At 69.5% G+C, this 24,272-nt stretch carries 21 protein-coding genes; 10 read left to right on the forward strand and 11 right to left on the reverse strand.

Annotation, left to right across the window (positions count from 1 at the left end):
- Positions 1-19: 19 nt before the first annotated feature.
- The 4 genes from CLV77_RS15055 to CLV77_RS15070 all read right to left on the reverse strand — a co-directional run bounded on the left by CLV77_RS15055 (position 20) and on the right by CLV77_RS15070 (position 4,917).
- Positions 20-628 carry a response regulator transcription factor gene (locus CLV77_RS15055; protein ID WP_076980364.1) on the reverse strand — a complete coding sequence of 203 codons (609 nt, stop codon included), beginning with the start codon at positions 626-628 and terminating at the stop codon, positions 20-22.
- The gene (locus tag CLV77_RS15060; RefSeq protein ID WP_076980365.1) at positions 619-1,464 is read right to left on the reverse strand and encodes a response regulator; all 846 of its coding nucleotides are present in this window, start codon (positions 1,462-1,464) and stop codon (positions 619-621) included. Before CLV77_RS15060 ends, CLV77_RS15055 begins: the two co-directional genes overlap by 10 nt.
- A 91-nt stretch (positions 1,465-1,555) precedes the next feature.
- Positions 1,556-4,138 (reverse strand): ABC transporter permease, encoded by a 2,583-nt coding sequence (locus tag CLV77_RS15065; RefSeq protein WP_076980366.1) that lies wholly within the window; start codon positions 4,136-4,138, stop codon positions 1,556-1,558.
- Complete coding sequence (locus CLV77_RS15070) at positions 4,135-4,917, reverse strand: ABC transporter ATP-binding protein (RefSeq protein WP_083707813.1); 783 nt, start codon at positions 4,915-4,917, stop codon at positions 4,135-4,137. Before CLV77_RS15070 ends, CLV77_RS15065 begins: the two co-directional genes overlap by 4 nt.
- Here CLV77_RS15070 and CLV77_RS15075 point away from each other — a divergent pair.
- Complete coding sequence (locus CLV77_RS15075; RefSeq protein WP_076980367.1) at positions 4,916-5,638, forward strand: arylesterase; 723 nt, start codon at positions 4,916-4,918, stop codon at positions 5,636-5,638. The genes CLV77_RS15070 and CLV77_RS15075 overlap by 2 nt on opposite strands.
- Positions 5,639-5,748: 110 nt before the next feature.
- Here CLV77_RS15075 and truA read toward each other — a convergent pair whose 3' ends face one another.
- Positions 5,749-6,528, reverse strand: a complete 780-nt coding sequence (gene truA / locus CLV77_RS15080; RefSeq protein WP_076980368.1) for a tRNA pseudouridine(38-40) synthase TruA — start codon at positions 6,526-6,528, stop codon at positions 5,749-5,751.
- Between the two features lie 173 nt (positions 6,529-6,701).
- Between truA and CLV77_RS15085 the strand changes: the two genes are divergently transcribed.
- From CLV77_RS15085 to CLV77_RS15095, 3 genes are all read left to right on the forward strand, one after another.
- On the forward strand, positions 6,702-8,126 hold the full coding sequence (locus CLV77_RS15085) for a YcjX family GTP-binding protein (protein WP_076980369.1): 1,425 nt from the start codon (positions 6,702-6,704) through the stop codon (positions 8,124-8,126).
- Complete coding sequence (locus CLV77_RS15090) at positions 8,123-9,337, forward strand: YcjF family protein (protein WP_076980370.1); 1,215 nt, start codon at positions 8,123-8,125, stop codon at positions 9,335-9,337. The genes CLV77_RS15085 and CLV77_RS15090 overlap by 4 nt, the downstream gene beginning before the upstream one ends.
- A 110-nt stretch (positions 9,338-9,447) precedes the next feature.
- Positions 9,448-10,890, forward strand: a complete 1,443-nt coding sequence (locus CLV77_RS15095; protein WP_076981148.1) for an MFS transporter — start codon at positions 9,448-9,450, stop codon at positions 10,888-10,890.
- 10 nt (positions 10,891-10,900) lie between these two features.
- Here the strand turns inward: CLV77_RS15095 and CLV77_RS15100 are convergent, their stop codons facing one another.
- The gene (locus CLV77_RS15100; protein WP_083707814.1) at positions 10,901-11,566 is read right to left on the reverse strand and encodes an SH3 domain-containing protein; all 666 of its coding nucleotides are present in this window, start codon (positions 11,564-11,566) and stop codon (positions 10,901-10,903) included.
- Positions 11,567-11,680: 114 nt separating this feature from the next.
- Between CLV77_RS15100 and CLV77_RS15105 the strand changes: the two genes are divergently transcribed.
- The 3 genes from CLV77_RS15105 (at position 11,681) to CLV77_RS15115 (ending at position 13,486) form a co-directional block, all read left to right on the forward strand.
- Positions 11,681-12,667 (forward strand): 2-hydroxyacid dehydrogenase, encoded by a 987-nt coding sequence (locus tag CLV77_RS15105; protein ID WP_076980371.1) that lies wholly within the window; start codon positions 11,681-11,683, stop codon positions 12,665-12,667.
- Positions 12,668-12,780: 113 nt separating this feature from the next.
- Positions 12,781-12,981 carry a CsbD family protein gene (locus CLV77_RS15110; protein WP_076980372.1) on the forward strand — a complete coding sequence of 67 codons (201 nt, stop codon included), beginning with the start codon at positions 12,781-12,783 and terminating at the stop codon, positions 12,979-12,981.
- A gap of 1 nt (position 12,982) precedes the next feature.
- Positions 12,983-13,486 carry a pyridoxamine 5'-phosphate oxidase family protein gene (locus CLV77_RS15115; protein WP_076980373.1) on the forward strand — a complete coding sequence of 168 codons (504 nt, stop codon included), beginning with the start codon at positions 12,983-12,985 and terminating at the stop codon, positions 13,484-13,486.
- Between the two features lie 130 nt (positions 13,487-13,616).
- On the opposite strand, the gene panB is transcribed toward CLV77_RS15115, so the two are convergent.
- Together panB and panC are read right to left on the reverse strand one after the other, a co-directional pair.
- The gene (panB, locus tag CLV77_RS15120) at positions 13,617-14,453 is read right to left on the reverse strand and encodes a 3-methyl-2-oxobutanoate hydroxymethyltransferase (RefSeq protein WP_076980374.1); all 837 of its coding nucleotides are present in this window, start codon (positions 14,451-14,453) and stop codon (positions 13,617-13,619) included.
- Positions 14,450-15,295 carry a pantoate--beta-alanine ligase gene (panC, locus tag CLV77_RS15125; protein WP_076980375.1) on the reverse strand — a complete coding sequence of 282 codons (846 nt, stop codon included), beginning with the start codon at positions 15,293-15,295 and terminating at the stop codon, positions 14,450-14,452. The genes panB and panC overlap by 4 nt, the downstream gene beginning before the upstream one ends.
- 287 nt (positions 15,296-15,582) lie before the next feature.
- Here panC and CLV77_RS15130 point away from each other — a divergent pair, with 287 nt between their 5' ends.
- Positions 15,583-18,075 (forward strand): GcvT family protein, encoded by a 2,493-nt coding sequence (locus CLV77_RS15130; protein ID WP_076980376.1) that lies wholly within the window; start codon positions 15,583-15,585, stop codon positions 18,073-18,075.
- A gap of 243 nt (positions 18,076-18,318) precedes the next feature.
- The gene (locus CLV77_RS15135) at positions 18,319-18,954 is read left to right on the forward strand and encodes a Hint domain-containing protein (RefSeq protein WP_076980377.1); all 636 of its coding nucleotides are present in this window, start codon (positions 18,319-18,321) and stop codon (positions 18,952-18,954) included.
- Between the two features lie 46 nt (positions 18,955-19,000).
- Here the strand turns inward: CLV77_RS15135 and CLV77_RS15140 are convergent, their stop codons facing one another.
- Positions 19,001-19,657, reverse strand: coding sequence for a DUF938 domain-containing protein (locus CLV77_RS15140; RefSeq protein ID WP_076980378.1), 657 nt, complete (start codon positions 19,655-19,657; stop codon positions 19,001-19,003).
- A 27-nt stretch (positions 19,658-19,684) separates the two neighbouring features.
- A complete protein-coding gene (locus tag CLV77_RS15145) occupies positions 19,685-20,146 on the reverse strand; it encodes an SRPBCC family protein (protein ID WP_076980379.1) in 462 nt (153 codons plus the stop codon).
- Between the two features lie 228 nt (positions 20,147-20,374).
- Between CLV77_RS15145 and dnaE the strand changes: the two genes are divergently transcribed.
- Positions 20,375-23,902, forward strand: coding sequence for a DNA polymerase III subunit alpha (gene dnaE, locus CLV77_RS15150; protein WP_076981149.1), 3,528 nt, complete (start codon positions 20,375-20,377; stop codon positions 23,900-23,902).
- A gap of 64 nt (positions 23,903-23,966) precedes the next feature.
- Here dnaE and CLV77_RS16880 read toward each other — a convergent pair whose 3' ends face one another.
- Positions 23,967-24,218 (reverse strand): SlyX family protein, encoded by a 252-nt coding sequence (locus tag CLV77_RS16880; protein ID WP_076980380.1) that lies wholly within the window; start codon positions 24,216-24,218, stop codon positions 23,967-23,969.
- Positions 24,219-24,272 lie beyond the last annotated feature (54 nt).

The raw sequence follows: 24,272 nt of genomic DNA on the forward strand, positions 1-24,272 counted from the left end.
GGAAATTCCTCTCAGTCCTTCAGAATATTTGCGCATCCCGTGCGAGCATCGCGGCATGGGTCCGATTTCGCGCGCCCAGTTTGCGACATAACGTCTTGACGTAAAGCTTCACGGTGACTTCGCGCAATTCGGTTTCGCGGCCGATTTCCTTGTTCGACAGGCCCCGGCACAGCCCGCCCAGGACCTGATGCTCGCGCGCCGAAAGGTCGCCGCGCGTGGTCTCGCCCTCCTCCTCGGCGGTCATGAAGCCCACGGGCACGAACACCTCCCCCGCTGCCATGAAGCGTATGGCATGGGCCAGGGACCGGGCGCCGATGGTCTTGGGCAGAAAGCCGACCGCGCCCGCATCCAGCGCCTCCTGCGCGACGGAGCGGTTGGCCGTGCCCGACATCAGGGCGACGGGCTGGCCCACGTTCACCTCGATCGCCTCGCGCAGGCCGTTCATCCCGTTCATGCCGGGCATGCAGTAATCCAGCAGCACCAGGTCGTAGGGCGCGGCGCCGTCCATCTGGCGCAGGGCGCCGGGCAGGCTGGAGGCGGTCGAGATCTCGAACCCGCCTTCCCCCTCCAGGTAATGGCACAGGCTTTCGCGCAGCAAGTCGTGGTCGTCGGCGATCATCAGGCGCATGCCATGGTCCTTTCCTGGCGGACCATGCGGGCTAGGCGGGCAAGCTCGGCCGCCAGGGCGCCCAGGCGCAGGGGCTTGGCGAAGCTGGCGTCGATCAGGGCCGTTCCGCCCCGCATGTCCAGCGTGCCGGCGCCGCCGACCGCGCCCGACATGAGGCAAAAGGCGGGCCGTGCCGCGAGGGCGCGGGCAGATCGGCGCCCCATGATCCGCGCGGGCTGCGCGTCGGGCCGCCCGTCGAGTGGGCCGTCGAGGGTTCGCGCCAGGTCCGGCCCGGTGCCGTCGGGCAGAAAATGATCGCAGAGGACAATCTCGGGCGGGGTGTTGCCCTCCAGGTGACCCCGCGCGGTGGCGATGTCCCCGGCGACCGTCACTTGGGCTCCGCAAAGGGCCAGCCAGTTTTCGAGAACCCCGGCGAGGGTCGCGTCATCCTCCACCAGCAGCAGATTGACACCGTCCAGCCGGTTCGCCCGGGGCAGGGGAGGGCGGGCCGCCAACGCCCGGCCCATGCCCCGCGCCGGTCCCTGAGCGGCGCCCGTGGCCGCGCTGCGCACCATACGGGGGGCCGCACCATGCACCTCGGGAGCAACCTCGCCGCAATTGGCGGGGGGTGCGGTCGCACCAGCCCCTTCCGATGCGCGCGCCCGCCTTGGGTCGTCCGCGCCGTTGATCAGCCGGACCGCGTTCCGCGTCATGTCCAGGATATGGCCCGCGTGTCGATGGGCCATCCCAGGAGCCTCCGACTCCCGCTCGACGATCGTGGCGCTGATCATGATCGCCGCCAGCATGTTGTTGAGATCGTGCACATTCACATCACGCGTCTGAAGTTCATCCGTCATACTCGTCACCCGATTTTCACCCACTACCCACGATTGCATAGCGCAGGGGATCTTTCGGATTGGTAACTGCGGATGGGCTTTCGGCGCGGCGCTACTCGCGCCCGCGCAGGACCCGGGCCGGCCGACGCGAGATGGAACGCAGCGAGAAGAAGAGGCTGGAAAGAAGCGTCACCGCGATCCCGCCGCCGACGACGGCCAGGGCGGGCAGGGCCATGAAATCATAGTTCAACCCCATCAGCCGTTCCAGCACCCACCAGGCCGAGGCGCCCCCGGCCGCGATCGCCACAGCTCCCGCTGCCGCCCCCAGCAGGACCGAGCGCAGGGCAAAGCTGCCCAGCACCAGCACCCGCGAGGCGCCGAGCGTCTTCAGCACCGCGGCCTCGAAGCTGCGGGCGCCCTCACCGGCGGCGGCGGCTCCGATCAGCACGGCAAAGCCGGTCAGCAGCGTGACCCCGGCGCCGGCGGCGATCGCTGCCGCCAGCCCCTCCATCAGCCGGGCGGCCGTGTCGATGGCATCGCGCACCCGGATCGCGGTGATGTTGGGAAACGCGGTCGACAACTCGCGCAGGATCGCCGCCTCGGCCTCGGCGTCGCCATAGACGGTCGAGATGAAGCTGTGGGGCGCCCCGGCCAGCGCGGCGGGGTTCATCGCCATGACAAAGCCGATCCCCGCGTTCGAGAAATCGACCTCGCGCAGGCTGGTGATCGTGGCCGTGATGTCCCGGCCCAGAATGTTGATCGTGATCGTGTCGCCCAGGGTCAGGCCGATCTCCTCGGCCTCCTCGGCGGCGAAGGAGATCTGGGGCGGGCCGGCGTAATCCTCGGGCCACCAGGTGCCGGCGGTCAGGCGGGTGCCCTTCGGTTGCGTGGCGGCATAGGTCAGGCCCCGGTCGCCACGAAGGACCCAGTGGTTTCCGAACTCCTCGGCCGGGCGGTCGTTGATCCGGGTGATGACCCCGCGCAGCATGGGCGCGGCCTCGACCCGGGTGACGCCGGGATTGGCGGCCAGCCTGTCGCGGAACTCGTCGATCTGGTCCTGCTGGATGTCGACGAAGAAATAGCTGGGGGCGACCTCGGGCAGATCACCGGCGATGGTCTGGCGCAGGTTGCTGTCGATCTGACCGACCGTGGCCATGACCGACAGACCCAGGCCCAGGGCCAGCACCACCGACATCGCCTCCTGTCCCGGCCCCCCGATCGAGGCCAGGGCAAGCCGCAGGCTGGGCCGTCCGCGAAACGCCCTCAGCCTTGCCAGCCGGCGCGCCAGCCAGCGCAGGGCCAGCGCCGCCAGCGCCAATGCCACCAGCGCCCCGGCGATCCCCACCGCGGCCGCCAGCGCCAGCCGGGCCGAACCCGCGAAAAGCGCCGCCGCCCCCACCAGCAGCGCCAGCAGCACCGCCGTCACCAGGATGAAGGCGGGGCGCGGAAAGGCGCGGATCCGGGTGAAAGCCTCCCGGAAAAGGGCGGCGGGGCGGATCTGGTCGGTGCTGGCCAGGGGCCAGAGGGTGAAGACCGCCGCTGTCAGCGCCCCGTAAAGTGCCGCCTGCAACAGGGGGGCGGGGTGCAGCCCGGGCACCGCCGGCACCGGCAGCCGGGCGGCCAGCAGCGGCAGCGCGATGTTCGGCAGCACAAGGCCCAGCAACAGCCCCGCACCGATGCCCAGCGCCGACAGCACCCCGATCTGCGCGCCATAGGCCATCAGGATGACCCGCCGCGAGGCACCCAGCGTCTTGAGCACCGCGATGGTGCCGCGCCGGGTCGCCAGATAGGCCCGGACGGCGGCCGAGACGCCGACCCCGCCGACCGCCAGCCCGGCCAGGCCGACCAGCACCAGGAAGGTGCCCAGCCGGTCCACGAAACGCTGGATGCCGGGGGCGCCCCGGCGCGCATCCCGCCAGCGCGCGCCTTGGTCGGCGAAACGCGCCAGCGCCTCGGCCTTGACGCGCTCCAACTCGGCGTCCGGGGGCAGCAGCATGCGGTAATGGGTGGAATAGAGCGTCCCGGGTCCCAGCAGGCCCGAGCCATCGAGGTCCGGCGTCGCGACAAGCGTGCGCGGCCCCAGGGCAAAGCCGTCGGTGGCCCCGTCCGGGGCACGCTCCAGCAGGGCCGTCAGCAGGAATTCCTGCGTGCCCAGCCGGAAGCGGTCGCCGGGCTGCAATCCCAGCCGGTCGGCCAGAAGCGGCTGTACCACGGCACCCGGCAGGCCGTTCCGGCCCGCAAGCGCCTGGGCCAGCGGCATGGGCGGCGACAACTCGACCTGGCCCACCAGCGGATAGGCCCCGTCGACCGCCTTGACCTGGGTCAGGGCACGCTCGGCCCCGTCGCCCGCGCCGGTGACGGCCATGGAGCGGAACTCGACCACCTCGGAATGGCGCTGGGCGTTGGCCTCCAGCCAGTCGCGCTCGGGCCCCGTGGCGACCCGGTAGGTGAAGGTCAGCTCGGCGTCGCCGCCCAGCAGGCTCGCCCCCTCTCGGGTCAGCCCTTCCTGGATTGCCGCGCGCACGACGCCGACGGCAGCGATGGCCGCGACGCCAAGCATCAGGCAGAAAAGGAAGACCCGGAAGGCCGCCAAGCCACCGCGCAGCTCACGCCGGGCGATGCGCAGGGCCGAGGCAAGCTCGGTCGCGAAGCGGGCGCGCTGCGGGGTGCTGGCCTGCGGCCCGGTCCCGGTCATCGACGCGCGGGGCCGTTCGAGGCCGCCAGCGCATCCGCCGAGGCGGGCGCAAGGCCTCCCGTCGCACCCGCGACATCATCCTCCAGCCCGGCCGGCACAAGCCCGTCGCCCGGGGCCAGCCGCCCGTCGACCAGCCGGATCACCCGGTCGCAGCGCCGCGCAAGCTCGCGCGAGTGGGTGACCAGCACCAGGGTCGATCCGGCGCGGTCGCGCAGGCCGAAGAGGGTCTCCATGATGCGTGCGCCGGTCTCGCCGTCCAGGTTGCCCGTCGGCTCATCGGCCAGCAGGATGGCGGGACGGGGGGCGGCGGCGCGGGCCAGTGCCACGCGCTGCTGTTCGCCGCCCGACATCTGGCTCGGGTAATGGTCGAGCCGATGGGACAGGCCAACGGCCTCCAGCTCCTCGGCGGCACGTTCGAACGCGTCCCGGCGCCCGGCCAGCTCAAGCGGGGTCGCGACATTTTCAATTGCCGTCATCGTCGGAATGAGGTGGAAGGACTGGAAGACCACACCCATATTGTCCCTGCGGAAACGGGCAAGCCGGTCCTCGTTCATGGCGGAAAGATCCTGGCCCAGGGCGCGGATCTCGCCGCCCGTGGCCCGGTCCAGACCGCCCATCACCATGAGGAGTGACGACTTGCCAGATCCCGAAGGACCGACCAGCCCCAGCGTCTCGCCCCGCCTGACCGAAAGCGTGATCCCGTGCAGGATCTCGACCGGGCCCGCGTTGCCGTCCAATGTCAGCCGCGCGTCGCGCAGGGACAGAACCGTGTCATCCATGAAATCGTCCCTGTTTCGGTTTGCGCGCCGTGGTGCCGCCTGCCTTGGATATGGGACGCCCGGCGGGCTGCGCAAGGCGATGCTGGCCGCCGCGGTGACTTTGTCGGCCCTCGCGGCGCCGGGCTGGGCGCTGGCCCAGACCGTGACGATCGCCGCGATGGGCGACAGCCTGACCGCGGGCTACGGCCTGCGGGGCGGGCAGGGGTTCGTGCCGCAACTCCAGGCCTGGCTCGACGAGCGGGGGGCGGACGTGCGCCTGGTCAACGCCGGCGTCTCCGGCGACACGACACGCGGCGGACTCGCCCGGCTCGACTGGACGCTGCAACCCTCTGTTGATGCGATGATCCTGGCGCTGGGGGGCAACGACCTGTTGCGCGGGACCGACCCCGCCTCTTCGCGGCGCAACCTCGAAGGGATCATCCTGGCCGCCCGGGAAAAGAAGGTCGAGGTGCTGCTGGTGGGTCTCGTCGCCTCCCGCAATTTCGGGCCCGAGTTCAAGCAGGCCTTCGACGGCATGTACCCCGCGCTCGCCGAGCGCCACGGTGTGCTTTACGAAAAGGACTTCCTCGGCCCCATCACCGCCCGGACCGAAACAGCCGGCCTGCTGCTGAAATACCTCCAGGACGACCGCCTCCACCCCAACGCGGCGGGGGTCGAACTGATTGTCGAGAACCTCGGCCCCCGGGTGCTGGAGCTGGCCGAGGCCGTGCGCGCAAGGTGAGGGCAGCGTGCTCCGCCCCTTGTTTCACTGTCGTCTAAATATCCGGCCTTCCGCCTGCGGCCAGCGTGCGTCCGGGATATTTGAGCGACAATGAAACGGGCGAGGCAGTCCTAGCTGGCTGCGGAAGCGAAGGGATCCCGGGGGTAGTCCACCCCGGCGAGGTAGAGCCCCTGGGGGGGCGAGACCGGTCCGCAGGCGCTGCGATCGCGGGCCTCGAGGGCGCGCGCCACGTCCTCGGGGTGCCAGGCCCCGACGCCGACCCGTTCCAGGGTGCCCACGAAGCTGCGGACCTGGTTATGCAGGAAGCTGCGGGCGCGCACGTCGAAGGTGAACTCGGCGCCGACCGTGAGGTCGCGGCGGGTGATCTCCAGCCTGTCCAACGTCTTCATCGGCGATGCCGCCTGGCAGGTGCTGGAGCGGAAGGTGGTGAAGTCGTGATGGCCAAGCAGAAGCCTTGCCGCCTCCTGCATCGGGGCAAGCTCGAGCGGGTGGCCCACCTGCCAGACCTGACCGCGCTCCAGGGTCACCGGGGCCCGGCGACTGAGAAGCCGGAAGATGTAGCGTCGGCCGCTTGCGCTGAAACGCGCGTGGAAATCGTCGGCGACGGGCGCCACGTCCAGGATCGCGACGGGGGCGGGTTTCAGGTGGTAGTTGATGGCCCCTGCCAGGCGGAACGGATCCCATTCGCGCGCAAGATCGACATGAGCTACCTGGGCATGGGCGTGCACGCCCGCGTCGGTGCGGCCGGCACCCTGGATCAGCGGCTTTTCGGGAGCGATGCGGGCCAGGGCGGCCTCGATCGCGCCCTGGACGGAGGGAAACGCGACCTGACGCTGCCAGCCCGAGAACGGGCCGCCGTCATATTCGATCTTGAGGGCATAGCGCGGCATGCGGGCGGACCTAGCGCCTGTCGTCGAATTTGGCAATTGGGATTGCGTGGGGAGGGGGACGAGAAGGCGCCGGGCTGTGCGACCTGGTGCCCGGGCGACGCACCGCTGTCCTGCCGGCACTGGCGGCACCGCCTCGCGCGGCCTATCTAGGGGGAGGAACAAGAGGGGACGACGTGGTTTTCACAACAATCGCCGATGGTCTGGCCCGCGGGGTCGAGGGTGTCAGCTCGACCGTATCCGAGACATTCTTCGAGCCGGTGATCCGGCTCGGGGTCACCGGGCTTGCGCGCTCGGGCAAGACGGTGTTCATCACCTCGCTGGTGGCCAACCTGCTGGATCGCGGGCGGATGCCCCAGCTGACGGCGGCCGCCAATGGCGCGATCCGTACCGCTTATCTGCAGCCCCAGCCCGACGACACGATCCCGCGTTTTCCCTTCGAGGCCAACCTGGCCGCCCTGACCGGCGCCAGCCCGCGCTGGCCCGAACCCACCAGCGCCGTCAGCGAACTGCGCCTGTCGCTGAAGGTCCAGCCGCAGGGCATGCTGGGCGCCCTGTCGGGGCCGCGCACGATCCATCTCGACATCATCGACTATCCCGGCGAGTGGCTTCTGGACCTGGCGCTGCTGGACAAGGATTACGACGGCTGGGCGGCCGAGGCGCTGGCGCGGCTGGACACGCGCCCGATGGGCCGCGCCTTTGCCGACCTCGCGGCCCGTACCGACCCGGCTGCCGAGTTCGACGAGCCGCTGGCCCAGCGCCTGGCCGAAAGCTACACCGCCTACCTTCAGGAGGCCCGCGCCGCGGGCTATTCGGATTGCACGCCGGGCCGGTTCCTTCTGCCGGGGGAGATGGCCGGATCGCCGGTGCTGACATTCGCCCCTCTGCCGCCGGTCGCGGCGGGCGCGAGGACCGGGCGCGGGGCGTTGCGCCGCGAGATGGCCCGCCGCTTCGACGCCTACAAGCGCGAGGTGGTCAAACCCTTCTTCCGCGATCATTTCGCCCGCATCGACCGCCAGGTGGTGCTGGTCGATGCGCTGGGCGCGATCCACGCCGGGCCGCCGGCGCTGGAGGATCTGCGCGCCACCCTGGCCGAGATCCTCACCGCCTTCCGCCCGGGCCGCAACAGCTGGCTGAGTTCGATCCTGGGCCGCCGGGTGGAGAGGATCCTCTTTGCCGCGACCAAGGCCGACCATCTTCACCACGCCCAGCACGCCCGTCTGACCGGCATCATGGAGGCGCTGGTGCGCGATGCCCGCAGCCGCGCCGATTTCGCCGGCGCCCGGACCGAGGCCATGTCCATTGCCTCGCTGCGGACCACGGTCGAGGACACGATCACCCACGAGGGTCATCCGCTGGAGGTGGTGCGCGGCACGCTGCTGGACGGGGGGCGCCGGGCGGCCTTCTATCCTGGGGAGTTGCCGGTCGATCCGGCGGTGCTTCTGGCACCGGCCCGCGAGGGCGCGCCGCGCTGGCTGGACGGGGATTATGGGGCCATGCATTTCGCCCCGGCGCCCCTGACCCTGCGCCGGGACGAGGGGCCGCCCCACATCCGCCTGGACCGGGCGGCGGAATTCCTGATCGGAGATCGCCTGAAATGAAGCCTCCCCGCAAACCCGTGCTGATCGAGTATGACGACGAGGCACCGGCGGCCGCGCAGGCCCCTGCTTCGGCGCACCGGACGCCTCCCCCTGATCCTGCGGGCGGGGCGCGCCCCGCAGAGGACGACTTGATCCGGGCGCGGACCGGACCCGGGCGCGGTGGCGCGGGCGGGCGGTCCGATCCGGCCCATGACCCCGCGCTCGCGCCGCCGGTGCCCGAACTGGAATCGGACCTCGGACCCGGTGGCGGGCTTCCGGCGCGGCCGGCTGCGATGCAGCAGGCGGCGATGCTCGCGGCCGGGCGGCGCAGCTTTCTGGGGCGGCTTTTCTGGGGGGCGGCGGGGGCGCTGATCAGTTTCGGCGTCTCGGTCGCGGCCTGGGATTTTGCCATGTCGATGCTGGCGCGCAACCCGGTGCTGGGCTGGACGGCGGTGGTCCTGATCGGGGCCGTGCTGCTGGCGCTTCTGGGCATCGCGCTGCGGGAACTGGCGGCCTTTGCCCGGCTGGGGCGGATCGACACCATCCGCCAGGCGGCCGAACATGCGATGGCCACCCGGGAATTGTCGGACGCCCGTGCCGCCGCCGACCGGCTGGTCGGCTTTTACGCCGGGCGCAGCGACGTCTCCTGGGGGCGCGACCGCTTCGCAGAGCGGCGGGGCGATGTCTTTGATGCGCCGGCGCTGCTGCACCTGGCCGAGGCCGAGATCCTGGCGCCCCTGGACATCCGCGCCCAGCGCGAGGTCGAGGCGGCGGCGCGGCAGGTGGCGACGGTGACGGCGGTGGTGCCGCTGGCGCTGGCAGACGTAGCGGCGGCCCTGACCTCGAACCTGCGGATGATCCGCCGCATCGCCGAGATATATGGCGGCCGGGCCGGCACGCTGGGAAGCTGGCGTCTGACGCGGACGGTCTTTGCCCATTTGGTGGCCACCGGGGCAGTGGCGGTTGGCGACGACCTGATCGGCTCGGTCGCGGGGGGTGGTTTGCTGTCGAAACTGTCGCGCCGCTTCGGAGAGGGGATCGTCAACGGCGCGCTGACCGCGCGCGTCGGCGTCGCGGCGATCGAGGTCTGTCGCCCGCTGCCCTTCTCGAAGGGGCGGCGGCCATCGGTCACGGGGCTGGTTCAGCGGGCGCTGAGCGGACTGTTTGCCGGGGCGGGCAAACGCGGAGCGCAGGCGTCTCAGGGCGATGAGGGCGGCGCGGCGCGGCGCTGAGCCGCCGCGCGCCCTCTGGCGTGGCCCGTTGCCTGCCCGGGCATTGATCTGCGACACCCTGCGACATCCCGGGAATGGCGGGCACCCGGGTGGCGCGCTACCATCCTGCCATGATCCGCGTCCTTTCCCACCCCGTCTATCGCCGGCTTTTCTCGGCCCAGGTCGTGGCCCTGCTGGGCACCGGCCTTCTGACCGTAGCGCTGAGCCTGCTGGCCTATGACCTGGCCGGGGCGCAGGCGGGGGCGGTGCTGGGCACTGTCTATGCGATCAAGATGGTGGCCTATGTGGGCCTCTCGCCCGTCACCGGGGCCCTGGCCGAGCGGCTGCCGCGCAAGAAGGTCCTGATCGGGGCCGACCTGATCCGGGCGGTGGTGGCGCTGGCCCTGCCGTTCGTCGATGCGATTTGGCAGGTCTACGTGCTGATCTTCCTGCTTCAGGCGGCGTCGGCCACCTTCACCCCGGCGTTCCAGGCCACGATCCCCGATATCCTGCCGGAGGAAGAGGATTATACCCGCGCCCTCTCGCTCTCGCGGCTGGCCTATGACCTGGAAAACCTGCTCAGCCCGGCCCTGGCCGGCCTGCTGCTGGTGGTGCTGAGCTACCAGAGCCTGTTTCTGGGCACGGTCGCGGGTTTCCTGGGTTCGGCCCTGCTGGTCTGGGCCAGCCCGCTGGCGCGGCGGGCCCTGCCGGGCGAGGAGGGCGGGGCTGTGGCCAGGCGCGGCTTTCGCGAGCGGCTGACCCGGGGCGCGCGGATCTACCTTGCGACGCCCCGACTGCGGGGGCTGTTGTCGTTCAACCTGGCGGCCGCTGCGGCGGGGGCCTTCGTGCTGGTCAACACGGTGGTGATCGTGCGCGGTGGCGATACCGCGGCCGGGGCGGCGGCCCAGGGCATCGATCGGGGCGAGACCGGCGTGGCTGTCGCGATGGCGGCCTTTGGCGCGGGCTCGATGCTGGCGGCGCTGGCGCTGCCCCGGCTGCTTTCCAAGCTGGGCGACCGGCCGGTGATGTCGGCGGCGGCCGGTGTGCTTGCGATGCTGACCCTCGGCTATGGCCTGCGCGGCAGTTTCGGCGGCCAGCCCCTGCCGTGGGTGGCGCTGCTTGGGCTTTGGGCGGCGCTGGGCGTGGCCTATGGCGCGGTGCTGACCCCGTCGGGGCGGCTCTTGCGCCGGTCGTCCCACCCCGAGGACCGCCAAGCCGTCTTCACGGCGCAGTTCGCGCTTTCACATGCCTGCTGGCTGGTGACCTACCCGGTGGCGGGCTGGGTCGGGCAGGCGGCGGGGCTGGGGCAGGCGGCCTTGATCCTGGGGCTGTTGGCACTGGCGGGCACCTTCGCGGGGCTGCGGTTGTGGCCGGCGGGCGATCCCGAGGTGCTGCGCCACGCCCATCCCGACCTGCCGCCCGACCATCCGCATCTGGCGGCGCCGGCGGGCGACACGGCCAGCCCGACAGCGGCGACCGCAGGGGGCGCACAAGCACCCGGCGGCGCGGCGCCCGTCCACGCCCATGCCTTCGTGATCGATGACGAGCATCACGCCTGGCCGACCCACGGCTAGGCGGGAGGGACTACTCGCGCAATTCCCAGGGATCGACGCCCCAGACGGTGGTCTTGGGCACCCAGCCCGCGTTGCCGTCGGCCTCGATCCGGCACCAGTCGATGCGGCATTCGTCAAGCTGTGCCACGACCCCGGCCTCGGCGTAGGCGCGGACCTGGCCCTCGGCGAAGGGCTGGGCACGCAGCGGGGTCAGATCCTCTTCGACGATGACGGTGCGGACCCCGGATAGCAGGGCGTAATGCATCCAGCCGCCGGCGCCGTCCCGGTCGCGGACCCGGCGCCAATGGCCGTACTCGCCGGTGATCTGAAGCGGCATGTCGCGGCGGGTGAAGACCCAGTCGATGCGGTGGGTCAGAGAGGGGCCGCGCCGCACGTTCCCCTCGCCGGTCTTGAGTGAGACATAGCGGGGCAGGGGAAGGTTGGTGACGGGGCCGCGTTTGGTCTCGGGCGTGGCGGAGGGGGGCGGCGGGGCGGTGGTGTCCGGGGCCGCGACCGTCGCGTCGTCGGCCGTGGGATCGGCGGCGCTAGCGGGGGGCGTATCGGCACCGGATTCAGCGCCCGTTTCGGGGCCTGCTGCGACCGTGCCGGGGGCATCGGTGCCGGCGGCGTGGGCCTTCAGGTCGGCCATAAGGGGCGCGACCGCCGCCAGAAGCGTCGCGAGAAGGATTCTGCGCATGATTGCCGCTGCCGACCTCAAATGATTCCCGTGCCCGACGGCGCTTGTTCCTCGCCTAAGACTGGTGCAGTTTGGCAGAAGAGGGATGGCCGCGAAAGGCCGGGAGGAGCAGTAATGGCAAGAGAACGCCTGAGTGTTGTCGTCACGCGACGCCTGCCCGAGGCGGTCGAAACCCGCATGCGCGAACTCTTCGATGCGCGCCTGCGCGAGGATGACACCCCCATGGGCCGCGAAGAGCTGGCGGGGGCCATGCGCGGTGCCGATGTTCTCGTCTCGACCGTCACCGACACGATCGACGCGGCCCTGCTGGCCCAGGCCGGCGAGCGGCTGAAGCTGATCGCCAATTACGGCGCCGGGGTAGACCATATCGATGTCCAGACCGCCCGCCAGCGCGGGGTGCTGGTATCGAATACGCCGGGCGTGGTGACGGACGACACGGCCGACATGACGATGGCGCTGATCCTTGCCGTCACCCGCCGCATTCCCGAGGGGCTGGCGCTGATGCAGGCCGGGGCCTGGACCGGCTGGTCGCCGACCGCATTGCTGGGCGGTCGCGTCGGCGGGCGGCGGCTGGGCATCCTTGGCATGGGAAGGATCGGTCAGGCAGTGGCCCGCCGCGCCAAGGCCTTCGGCATGCAGATCCATTACCACAACCGCCGCCGCCTGCGCCCCGAAACCGAAACCGAGCTGGACGCCACATGGTGGGAAAGCCTTGATCAGATGGTCAGCCGGATGGATATCCTGTCGATCAACTGCCCGCACACGCCGTCGACCTTTCATCTGATGAACGCACGGCGGCTGGCCCTGATGAAACCGACGGCGGTGGTGGTCAACACCTCGCGCGGCGAGGTGGTGGACGAAAACGCCCTGACGCGGATGCTGCGATCTGGCGCGATCGCGGGGGCGGGGCTGGATGTCTATGAGCGCCGGCAGGACATCAACCCGCGCCTGCGCGAGCTGAACAACGTCGTGCTCCTGCCGCACATGGGCTCGGCCACCCGCGAGGGCCGCGCCGAGATGGGCGAGAAGGTTCTGATCAACATCAAGACCTTCGCCGACGGTCACCGTCCGCCCGATCTGGTGGTCCCCAGCATGCTCTGACCGCCCGTTGGCGAAGCTTGGCCGATTGCGGCCCTTTCGCGGATCGCTCAGGAACAGGGCAGGGACCGGGCACGTTTGATTGTTACAAGTTTGTAATGATCAGGAGACGTGCCATGAACTGGGACCAAATCGAAGGCAACTGGAAGCAATTCGCCGGCAAGGCGCAACAGAAATGGGGCGAGCTGACGAATGACGAACTGGACCAGGCCGCTGGCGACCGCCAGCGCCTCGAGGGCCTGATCCAGGAGCGTTACGGCAAGACCAAGGACGAAGCCCGGCGCGAGATCGACGACTGGCTCGCGGAAACGCGCTGACATGGCTGATACGGATCGCACCAACGTCGACGCCAAGGCCCAGCTGTTCGACCAGCTGGGGGACGTGAAGGCCGGGTTCCTCCATGCCGAGAAATCCGGTCAGCACGGCCAGCCCATGGCCCCGCACGGCGACCCGGATGCCGGGGTCATCTGGTTCATCACCTCGCGCCAGAGCGATCTGGCCCGCGCGGTGGGGACCGGGTGCCCCGCGCATTTCACCTTCACGGGCAAAAGCCATGATTACTACGCCAGCGTCGAGGGCCGGCTGAGCCTGTCGCAGGACAGCGCCAAGCTGGACGAGATCTGGTCGGCCATTGCTGCGGCATGGTTCGACAAGGGGCGCGAAGATGCGGACGTGGCCCTGCTGCGTCTGGACCTTCAGGAGGGGGCCGTCTGGTCCAACACCTCCAACCCCGTGACCTTCGCCCTGCAGATCGCCGCGGCCAATCTCAGCGAGGAGAAAAAGCCGGATCTAGGGGAACACAAGATTATTCGCTGGCGTTGATTTCGCGTAGTACGAGTGTTCCAGAGTACCAGACGACGGGCCCCCATCGCGGGGCCCGTCGTACGTTCTGAACCAAGGGTATCACCCCCTCGGATTCCCGCCCGCCGGGGGCTTGATCCGGGATCAATCCCTAGCGGTAGACCTCGTCCTCGCTGGGGAAGCTGCGTGCGCGCACCTCCTCGGCATAGGCGCCGACGGCCTGGTCGATCATGTCGCCCAGCGTGCCGTAGACCTTGACGAATTTCGGCGGCTTGGGGTTCAGGCCCAGCATGTCCTCCAGCACCAGGATCTGCCCGTCGCATTCGACCGAGGCACCGATGCCGATAGTCGGGATCGGACAGTCGCGGGTGATGCGGGCGGCCAGCGGCTCGACCATGCCTTCCAGCACGATCGAGAAGGCACCGGCCTCGGCCACGGCGCGGGCGTCGGCCTCGTGGGCGGGCCAGGTATCCTCGTCCCGGCCCTGGGTCTTGAACCCGCCCATGACATTGGTGCTTTGGGGCGTCAGGCCGATGTGGCCCATCACCGGGATCCCGCGTTCGGTCAGGTAGCGGATGGTCTCGGCCATGCGCGCGCCCCCCTCCAGCTTGACCGCACCGCAGCCCGTCTCGCGGATGACGCGGGCGGCGTTGCGGAAGGCCACCGCGGGGCTTTCCTCGTAGCTGCCAAAGGGCATGTCCACGACGACCAGCGCCCGGCGGGTGCCGCGCATCACGGCCTTGCCGTGGGTGATCATCATGTCCAGCGTCACGCCCAGCGTGCTTTCCATGCCGTGCACGACCATGCCCAGGCTGTCGCCCACCAGGATGAAATCGGCGTATTTGTCCACGATCTGCGCGGTATGCGCGTGGTACGAGGTCAGCGAGACGATGGGTTCCTTGCCCTTGCGGGCAATTATCTGCGGAACGGTGATGCGCCTCACGGGCGTGGCTCCGGCGGCGGCACCGCCCTGGCTTTGGCTGCTCATGGTGTGACTACCCTCTGATCGATTAAAAGAACGTCCCCGAAACGGGCCGAAAGCATGATCGCGGCCGGCCCGTCGATGCGGGCTTCGATGGGGGCCAGGCTTTCGGCCCGGACGATGTCCACCGCCAGGTCCGAGGCGCGCGGACATGCGCCCACGACCGCGCGGATGCGATCCTCAAGCTGGCTTGCGGTGGGCCGGTCGCGCACGGCGACCTCGGCCTCGGACAGCGCACGGCTCAGCACGGTCGCGGCGGCGCGGTCCTCGGGGTCAAGGCGCGCATTGCGCGACGACATGGCCAGGCCGTCGGCCTCGCGCACGGTGGGCACGGCGGCGATGGCCACGGGGAAATGCAGGTCGCGCACCATGGCGCGGATCACCTGGAGTTGCTGGTAATCCTTCTCGCCGAAGACGGCGACATCGGGGGTGGCGATGTTGAACAGCCGTGCCACCACGGTGGTGACGCCGCGAAAATGCCCCGGCCGCACCAGCCCGTGCAGCATGTTGGCCAGCCGCGTCGTCTCGACGATGGTCTGGTCCCCCTCGGGGTAGATGTCCTTGACCGAAGGCAGCAGAACCGCGTCCACGCCCGCCTGGTCCAGCATCTGAAGGTCGCCAGCCTCGTTGCGGGGGTACTGCTCCAGGTCGGCGGCTTGTCCGAACTGGGTCGGGTTGACGAAGATTGTCGCCACGACCCGGTCGGCAAGTTCTCGGGCGCGGGTGACGAGGGCCATGTGCCCGGCGTGCAGATAGCCCATCGTCGGCACCAGCGCGACGCTTTCGCCGGCGGCCCTGTAGCCCGCGATGACCTCGCGGAAGTCGGCGATTTCCCTGCATGTCTTCATCTGGCGGCCCGTCCGGTGTCGCGATCCCGTTACCTTCTACGGGCCGGGGTCAGGGGTGGCAAGAAGCTGCGCGGCCGGGGGCGGGGGCAGGGCAGCGGGACGCGGGGCGGGCGCGCCCCTCCCGCTGCCCATCACACCGCCCGCGACAGGGCCCGCCTTGCGGGGGGTCGCTTTTCGCGCATCATCGGTCGGAAGGACCGCGCCGGACCGGCGGGAATATGGCATCACGAAACGGAACACCCCGCGGCCCGGCGGCGCGGGTCCGGGTCAGGCCAAGGAGATACAGGATGAAAACCGATGTCAGGGCATTGGTCGTGGGCGGCGGCGTGGTCGGAACCTCGATCGCCTATCACCTGGCCCGCGCGGGCTGGAAGGATGTCATGCAGCTTGAGCGGGACGAGCTGACCAGCGGCTCGACCTGGCACGCCGCGGGGCTGCTGCCCTATTTCAACATGAGCTACGCCTCGACCTGGATCCACGACTATTCGATCAAGTTCTACAAGACGCTCGAGGCCGAGACCGGCCTCAACCCCGGTTTCTCGGTGGTGGGCAACCTACGCATGGCCCAGACCGAGGAGCGGATGGATGAATACCGCCTCTACGCCGCCACGGCCGAGACGGTGGACGTGCCCTTCGAATGGATGAGCCCGGCCCAGATCCGCGAACGCTGGCCCCTGGTGCGGACCGAGGACCTGGTCGGCGCGATCTTCCATCCGACCGATGGCTACATCAACCCCGCCGACGTGACGATGGCCATGGCGCGCGGCGCCCGACAGCGGGGCGTCACGATCGAACGGCGCTGCCAGGTGGACGGGTTCGCGTGGACCGGCTCGCACTGGAACGTCACGGTCTCCCGCATGGAAGAGAAGGGCGGCAACCTCATCCGCTCGGGCGAGCAGTTCGTCATACGGGCCGAGCATGTGGTCACCGCCACCGGCAACCACGCCCAGCGCACCGCGCGGATGCTGGGGATCAAGACCCCCGCCGTGCCGGTTGAGCACCAGTATATCGTGACCGAACCCGACCCCGCCCTGCGCGCATGGCGCGAGGCCGGCAACCCCGAGCACCCGGTGCTGCGGGATGTCGATGCCCGCTGGTACGTGCGAGAGGAGCGCGGCGGCTGGATTCTGGGACCTTACGAGGATGGCGCGCCCGCCCGTTTCCGCCACTCGGTCCCCGAGAGTTTCCGCGCCGACCTCTTCCCGCTGGATCTGGAGCGGATCGAGCAGGAATACATGGATTTCATCCACCGGATCCCCTCGACCGAAGAGGTCGGGCTGAAGGACGATTTCAACGGTCCCATCTGCTACACACCCGACGGCAACCCGCTTCTGGGGCCGGCGCCCGGCCTGCGCAACATGTGGCTGGCCGAGGGCTTTTCCTTCGGGATCACCGCCGCCGGCGGCGCCGGGCACTACCTGGCCCAGATGATGGTCGAGGGCGAGGCCGAGATCGACATGGCCAGTCTGGATCCCCGCCGCTTCGGCAACTGGGTGACCAGCGACTATTCGGTCACCAAGAACGAGGAAACCTACCCCTTCCTGCTGAAACCCCACTGGCCGGATGAGGAGCGCCCCGCCGCGCGCCCCCTGCGCACGGCCCCCTGCTACGACCGGGTCAAGGCACGCGGCGCCCAGTTCGGCCAGATCAACGGCTGGGAACGGCCCAATTACTACGCGCCCCTTGGTTTCGACGACCACGCCTCTTGCTCGTTCCGGCGGGGCGGCTGGTGGGAACATGCGCGCGAAGAAGCCCGGGCGATCCGCGAAGGCGTGGGGCTGATCGACGCCACCGCCTTCACAAAGCACCTGGTCAAGGGGCCGGGGGCCGCCGCCTTCGTCGACTGGATGACAACCAACCGCCTGCCCAAGGTGGGGCGGATCAACCTGACCTACACCCTTTCGCCCGCCGGCACGACGCGCAGCGAATACACCATCGTTCGCCTGGCCGAGGACAGCTTCTACCTGGTATCGGCAGGTGCATGGACCGCCTATGACAGCGACGATCTGGTCAAGTCCGCCGCCGACAAGGCCGGCGAGTTCGGTTATATCGAGGTTCACGACGTCACTACCCAATGGGGCGTCTTCGCCATCGCCGGCCCCAAATCCCGCGAGGTGCTGAGCCGCCTGATCCGCGACCCCGAACCCGAAACCGCCCTGTCCAACAAACGCTTCCCCTGGCTCTCGGCCCGCGAGATCGAACTGGGCATGGTCCCGGTGCGCGCTATCCGCGTCGCCTACACCGGCGAGCTGGGGTGGGAATTGCACCACCCGATCGAGATGCAGAACCACCTGTTTGACCAGCTTGAGGAGGCCGGCCGCCCCTCGGACATGAAGCTGGTCGGCGCGCGGGCCCAGAACTGGCTGCGTCAGGAAAAAAGCTACCGCGCATTCGGTACCGAACTTGGCCGCGACGCCACCCCGATCGAGGCCGGGCTGGACCGGTTCATCGACCTGGGCAAGGACTTCCGCGGCAAGCAGGCCATGGTCGACGCCCCCGTACGCAGCCGCTGCGTCACCCTTCTGATCGACGGGCCCGAGAATACCGACCCCTGGGGCCGCGAGGCGATCTATGACGGTGAGACCCGGGTCGGGCGCCTGACTTCGGGCGGCTGGTCCGAGGCCTTCGGTCGCTCCATCGGCATGGGCTATGTCCCCGAGCGGCTGACCGCTCCGGGCACGAAGCTGAAGGTGCGGATCATGGGCGATCTGTGGGATGCCGAGGTGACCGAGGACAGCCCCTACGACCCCACCAATGCCCGCATCCGCCAGGACGGCTGAGCGGACCACGAAGGACAGGGCAAGGGCCGGGACAGGGCCGCGCGCCAGGGGCATGAAACCCCCGGTCGCGGGCCCCCCCCGTTCTTGCCCTGAGCCTGCCCCGCGCCCCGCGACGGCCCCTTTCCCGCCTGCACAATCGCAGACCCGGTCTTGCGCCGGGGCGCGGTATCTGCCCGGTCGTAACCACGCCCTCGTCACAATTGCTGGGTTCACTGAAGGTCGCAAAAACGCGAGGGAACACAGATGACGATGGGTACAAATCCTCAAGACACGCCGGAAGAGCGTCAGGATTCGTTCGAAGGGGGGCTGCTGGAAGGCACGCAGGTCCGCACCCCCTGCGGCCCGCGAAGGGTCGAGAACGTCCGCCCGGGCGACCTGATCGTGACACGCAGCAACGGGTTGCAGCCCGTTCGCATGGTCTGGCGCCGAAGCCTCTCCCAGGACCGGATGCGCGCCGAGCCGGAGCGCGCGCCCGTGCGCCTCAAGCCCCGCGCCGTCGGCCCCATGATGCCGCAGCAGGACCTGGTCTTGGCGCCCGAACACCCCATCCTGATCCCGGGCTACCGGCTGGATGGCGTGTCGGACACCGCCGGCGGGCTGATGGCGGCCGGGGCGCTGGCAGGCACGTCGGACGCGGCCTATGTCGATCGTTCGATGGAAAGGGCGCGGCTCTTTTCGCTGGTCTTCGACACGCCGCAGATCTTCGTGGCCAACGGCCTGCCCGTCGCCAGCGTCGAGCTGACCGAGACGGTGGTCGCCGGCCTCGACGAGGACCTGCGCGACTCGGTATTGCAACTCTTTCCCCAGTTGCGGCGCGAACCCTCGGCCTATCCCCCGGTCGAGTTCGACCGCGTCCAGCCCGAGGCCTATCGCCCCTGAAGGACGGTCGGGCGCCGCCCGGCCCCGCATTGTCCTCGTCCGCTCCTCAACGGCGGAAGACGAATGTCAGGTTGCTGGCCGGCATCTCGACCCGCTCCACCAGCTGCAGCCGCGCCGCTCGTGCCCAATCCATGATCTGCAACGTATCCTTGTAGCCGCATCCCGGCTGGCGCAGGCGGATCGCGTGGTCGAAGGCGCTGTCGCCCTGGCTGACGAACCGTCCCTCGCGGCGGAAGGGCCCGTAAAGCACGAAGATCCCGCCGTGCGCCAGCGCCTCTCCGACCCGTTGCAGGATCGCCCGCGCCTCCGCCTCGGGGACTAGGTGCAGAAGGTTCACCAGCAGCACCATATCCGGTGCACCACCCCCCGGAAGAACCTCGGACCAGGTATCGCTGACGGCATCGAAATGCACCGCCGGGCGCAGGTTCTCCAGCCCCGCCGCCTCGGCGCGGGCGTTGATGCTGCGCAGGCGGGTCTCGTCAATATCGGTGGGCTGCCACTCCAGATCGGGGTGCTCGCCCGCCAGGCGCACAACGTGCTGACCCGTGCCGCTGGCGATCTCCACCGCCAGCCCCGCGGCGGGCGCGTGGCGGGCCACGACGCGGGCGATCGCCTCGGCGTTGCGCGCGGCCGACGGCGCAAAAAGCCGCCCCGCCTCGTCGGCGACGGGGATCTCGCCCGCACCCATCTTCTCCCGGCTCATCGCGGTCTGGTGCCATCCGTGCCCGGCTCAATCCTTCAGACTCCGCGCCACCGCCTCCAGCTGCGTTGCGGCCCGGTCCCAGCCCTCGTGAAACCCCATCTCCACATGGCGCCGGGCGGTCGCCGCATCCGCATGCATGGCGCGGGCGGTATAGGTGGTGCGTGGCCCGTCGTCGGCCAGGTGGATGTCGGCGGTGAAGAAGGGCTCGCGCGCGGGGCGGAAATCCTGGCGCATCGTGTCGGTGAAGACCAGCCGCCGCTCGGGGTCGACCAGCAGCACACAGCCCCGGGCCTCGGTCTCGCTGCCGTCGGGCATGCGCATCACCACCGCGAATAGCCCGCCCAGCCGAGGTTGCATTACCGCGCTCACCGCCTCGGCGGGGGCGGGCGCGAACCACTGGGTCAGAAGTCGGGGTTCGGTCCAGCATCGCCAGATGGCCTGCCGCGGGGCGGCCAGCGTGCGCGTCAGAAGCAGGTCGGTGTCGTCCATGGCGGGCCTCCGGCAACCTGCGGGGATGCTAGCATGTTTCGCGCGCCACCGCACCCGCCGCAGCATCGGCAACCGCCCCCGTCCCGGCGAAAACTCCCCATCATTGTCGTGAAAATATCCCCGCCGGAGGCCGGCCCGCCCGCCCCGGCCCGCGCCACATCCGGCAAGGGCGCCCCGCGGGCGCTTTGCCCCGTGGCCCCCGGCGCGCCGCCGCGCTATCGTGCGGGCATGAGCAGCTCCCCCCGATTCATCCACCTGCGCCTGCACACCGAGTATTCGCTCCTCGAGGGGGCGGTGCCGGTCAAGAAGTTGGCCGGCCTGTGCCAGGCCGCGGCCATGCCCGCCGTCGCCATCACCGACACCAACAACATGTTCGCCGCGCTGGAGGCCTCCGAGACCCTCTCCCGCGCCGGGGTGCAGCCGATCATCGGCTGCCAGGTGGACCTGATGTACGAGACGCCCGCGCCGGGCGAAAAGCCCCGCGATCCGGCCCCGATCGTCCTGCTGGCACAGGATGAAACGGGTTACATGAACCTGATGAAGCTCAACTCCTGCGCCTATCTCGACGCGGGCGGTGAGCTGCCCTCCATCACCCTCGAGGAGCTGGAGCGCCACGCCGGCGGGCTGATCTGCCTCAGCGGCGGGCCGGGCGGGCCGCTGGGCGCGCTGCTGCAAGCCGGCAGCCGTCCTCGCGCCGAGGCGTTGACCGACCGGCTTGCGGCGGCCTTCCCCGACAGGCTCTACATCGAGCTTCAGCGCCACCCCGGCGACAGCGGCCAGCCCGAGGCCGAGCGCCTGACCGAGCGCGGCTTCGTCGAGATGGCCTATGCCAAGGGGCTGCCGCTGGTCGCGACCAACGATGTCTATTTCCCCAAGACCGACATGTACGAGGCCCATGACGCGCTGATCTGCATCGCCGACGGTGCCTATGTCGACCAGCAAGCCCCGCGCCGCCGCCTGACACCGCAGCATTACTTCAAGTCCCAGGAAGAGATGGCGGCGCTGTTTGCCGATCTGCCCGAGGCGCTGGAAAACACCGTAGAGATCGCCAAACGCTGCGCCTTCAAGGTCGAAACCCGCGACCCCATCCTGCCGCGGTTCGCCGACGACGAGGTCGAGGAGCTTCGCCGCCAGGCCAAGGAAGGTCTGGCCGCGCGTCTGGCCGTGATCCCCCACGCCGCCCCGGTCGAGGATTACGAAAAGCGGCTGGAGTTCGAGCTGGGCATCATCGAGTCGATGGGCTTTCCCGGCTATTTCCTGATCGTGGCCGACTTCATCAAATGGGCCAAGGACAACAACATCCCCGTCGGGCCGGGGCGGGGCTCGGGCGCGGGCAGCCTTGTGGCCTATGCGCTGACGATCACCGATCTCGATCCGCTGCGCTACTCGCTGCTGTTCGAACGCTTCCTCAACCCCGAGCGGGTCTCGATGCCCGACTTCGACATCGACTTCTGCATGGACCGCCGCGAAGAGGTGATCCGTTACGTTCAGGAAAAATACGGCCGCGACAAGGTCGGCCAGATCATCACCTTCGGCGCATTGCTCTCGAAAGCCGCCGTGCGCGACGTGGGCCGGGTGCTTCAGATGCCTTACGGTCAGGTGGACCGGCTGTCTAAGCTGATCCCGGTCGAGGGGGTCAAGCCCGTCTCGATCGCGCAGGCGTTGATCGACGAGCCGCGCCTGCGCGAGGCCGCCCGCGAGGAAGAGGTCGTGGACCGGCTTCTGACCTATGGTCAGCAGGTCGAGGGGCTGTTGCGCAACGCCTCCACCCACGCCGCGGGCGTGGTGATCGGGGACCGGCCGCTGGACGCGCTGGTGCCGCTTTATCAGGACCCGCGCTCGGACATGCCGGCGACCCAGTTCAACATGAAATGGGTCGAACAGGCCGGTCTGGTCAAATTCGACTTTCTGGGCCTGAAGACCCTGACGGTGATCCAGAACGCCATCGACCAGATCCTTGGCGGTGGACGCCCCTTGCATCAGGCCGCCGACGGCACCACGCTTTACGAGCCCGCCGAAGGGGCCGAGAACGACATCGGGCACATCCCGCTGGAAGACGCCAAGACCTATCGCCTTTACGCCGACGCGCGGACCGTGGCGGTGTTTCAGGTGGAAAGCTCGGGCATGATGGACGCGCTCCGGCGCATGAAACCCACCTGCATCGAGGACATCGTGGCGCTGGTGGCGCTATACCGTCCCGGCCCGATGGAGAACATCCCCACCTATTGCGAGGTCAAGAACGGCCTCAAGGAAATCACCTCGGTCCACCCGCTGATCGACCACATCCTGGCCGAGACCCAGGGCATCATCGTCTATCAGGAACAGGTGATGCAGATCGCACAGGTCATGGCGGGCTACAGCCTTGGCGGCGCCGACCTTCTGCGCCGGGCGATGGGCAAGAAGATCAAGGAAGCGATGGACGCCGAGCGTCCCAAGTTCGAGAAGGGCGCGGGCGAGAACGGGGTCGATGCCAAGAAGGCCTCCGAGGTCTTCGACCTGCTGGAGAAATTCGCCAACTACGGCTTCAACAAATCCCACGCCGCGGCCTATGCGGTGGTCAGCTACCAGACCGCATGGCTGAAGGCCAACCACCCGGTCGAGTTCATGGCCGGCGTGATGAACTGCGATCTGCACCTGACCGAAAAGCTGGCCGTCTACGCCGATGAGGTGCGTCGCAGCACCGACCGGGGCGGGCTGGGGATCGAGATCGTGCCGCCTTGCGTCAACCGCTCGCAAGCGACCTTTTCGGTGCGCGACGGCTGCGTGGTCTACGCGCTGGGCGCGCTGAAGAACGTGGGCGTCGAGGCCATGCGCCTGATCACCGAGGCCCGCGACGGGGACGGGCAGACCAAGCCCTTCGTCAACCTGCATGACTTTGCCCGCCGGGTGGATCTGAAACGGGTGGGCAAGCGGCCGCTGGAAATGCTGGCCCGCGCCGGGGCCTTCGACCAGCTGGACGGCAACCGCCGCCGTGTCTTCGGGGCGCTGGACGCGCTGACCGCCTATTCGGCCGCGATCCACGAGCAGCGCAACTCGAACCAGGTGTCGCTTTTCGGCGAGGCCGGCGAGGATCTGCCCGAGCCGCGCCTTCCCGCGACCGAGGACTGGTTGCCGGCCGAGCGACTGGGCGAGGAGTTTGCCGCCGTCGGGTTCTACCTATCGGGTCACCCGCTGGACGACTACATGGTCGCGCTGAAACGCAAGGGCGTGATGACGCTGGAAGAGGTCACCCGCAAGGTCGAACGCGCCCCCGCCGTCGCCAAGATGGCCGGCATCGTTGCCAGCCGACAGGAGCGCAAATCCGCCAAGGGCAACCGCTTTGCCTTCGTGCAGCTGTCGGACACCACCGGCCAGTACGAGGTGACGATGTTCTCGGACACGCTGGAGGCGTCGCGCGACCACCTTGAGACCGGCAGCCGCGTCATCGTGACGGTCGAGGCGACATACGAATCCGAACAGCTGAAACTGCTGGCCCGCGGCGTGGCGCCGATCGACAACGCCATCGCGGATGTGACCTCGGCCGGGCTGCGGGTCTTCGTCGACGCGCCCGAGGCGATTCCGGCGGTGGCCGGCGTGCTGGACCGCGCACGGCAGGACAAGAAGCTGCGCGGCGGCGGCCCGGTGATGTTCCGGCTGATGTCGCCCGACCTGCCCGGCGAGGTCGAACTGACCGTGGGCGAGGATTACCCCGTGACCCCCCAGATCAAGGGCGCGATCAAGTCGCTGGGCGGCGTCGTGATGGTCGAGGAGATCTGAGCGGCGCGCCCCCTGGCCCCCGGCGGAGCCTCCGGCGGGGATATTTTCGCGACACTGAAGGGGCCTACCAGTGGGGCGGACGCTCGTCGCCCAAAGGGATGGAGCCGCCCTGATCGCTTTCGCGCCCCGCCTCGCGGCGCATCAGCATCTCGACACGGGTTTCAAGCCGGGCGATGCGGTCCTGCTGGTCGGCGACGACCTGCGACAGCTCGTCGGTCATAAGCTGCAGGTGGGCGATCTGTTCCTCGGCGCCGGTCAGACGCGCGAGGTCGGTATCCGCTTCGGAAGGTTGCTTTGGCGGCAAGACTGGGGTCATCCGGGGTCCTTTCTGGGCGTGGCGGGGCGCGGGCCTGCGGGCCCTGTCTTGCCT

The organism is Brevirhabdus pacifica (genome assembly GCF_002797755.1).
Lineage (GTDB): Bacteria > Pseudomonadota > Alphaproteobacteria > Rhodobacterales > Rhodobacteraceae > Brevirhabdus > Brevirhabdus pacifica.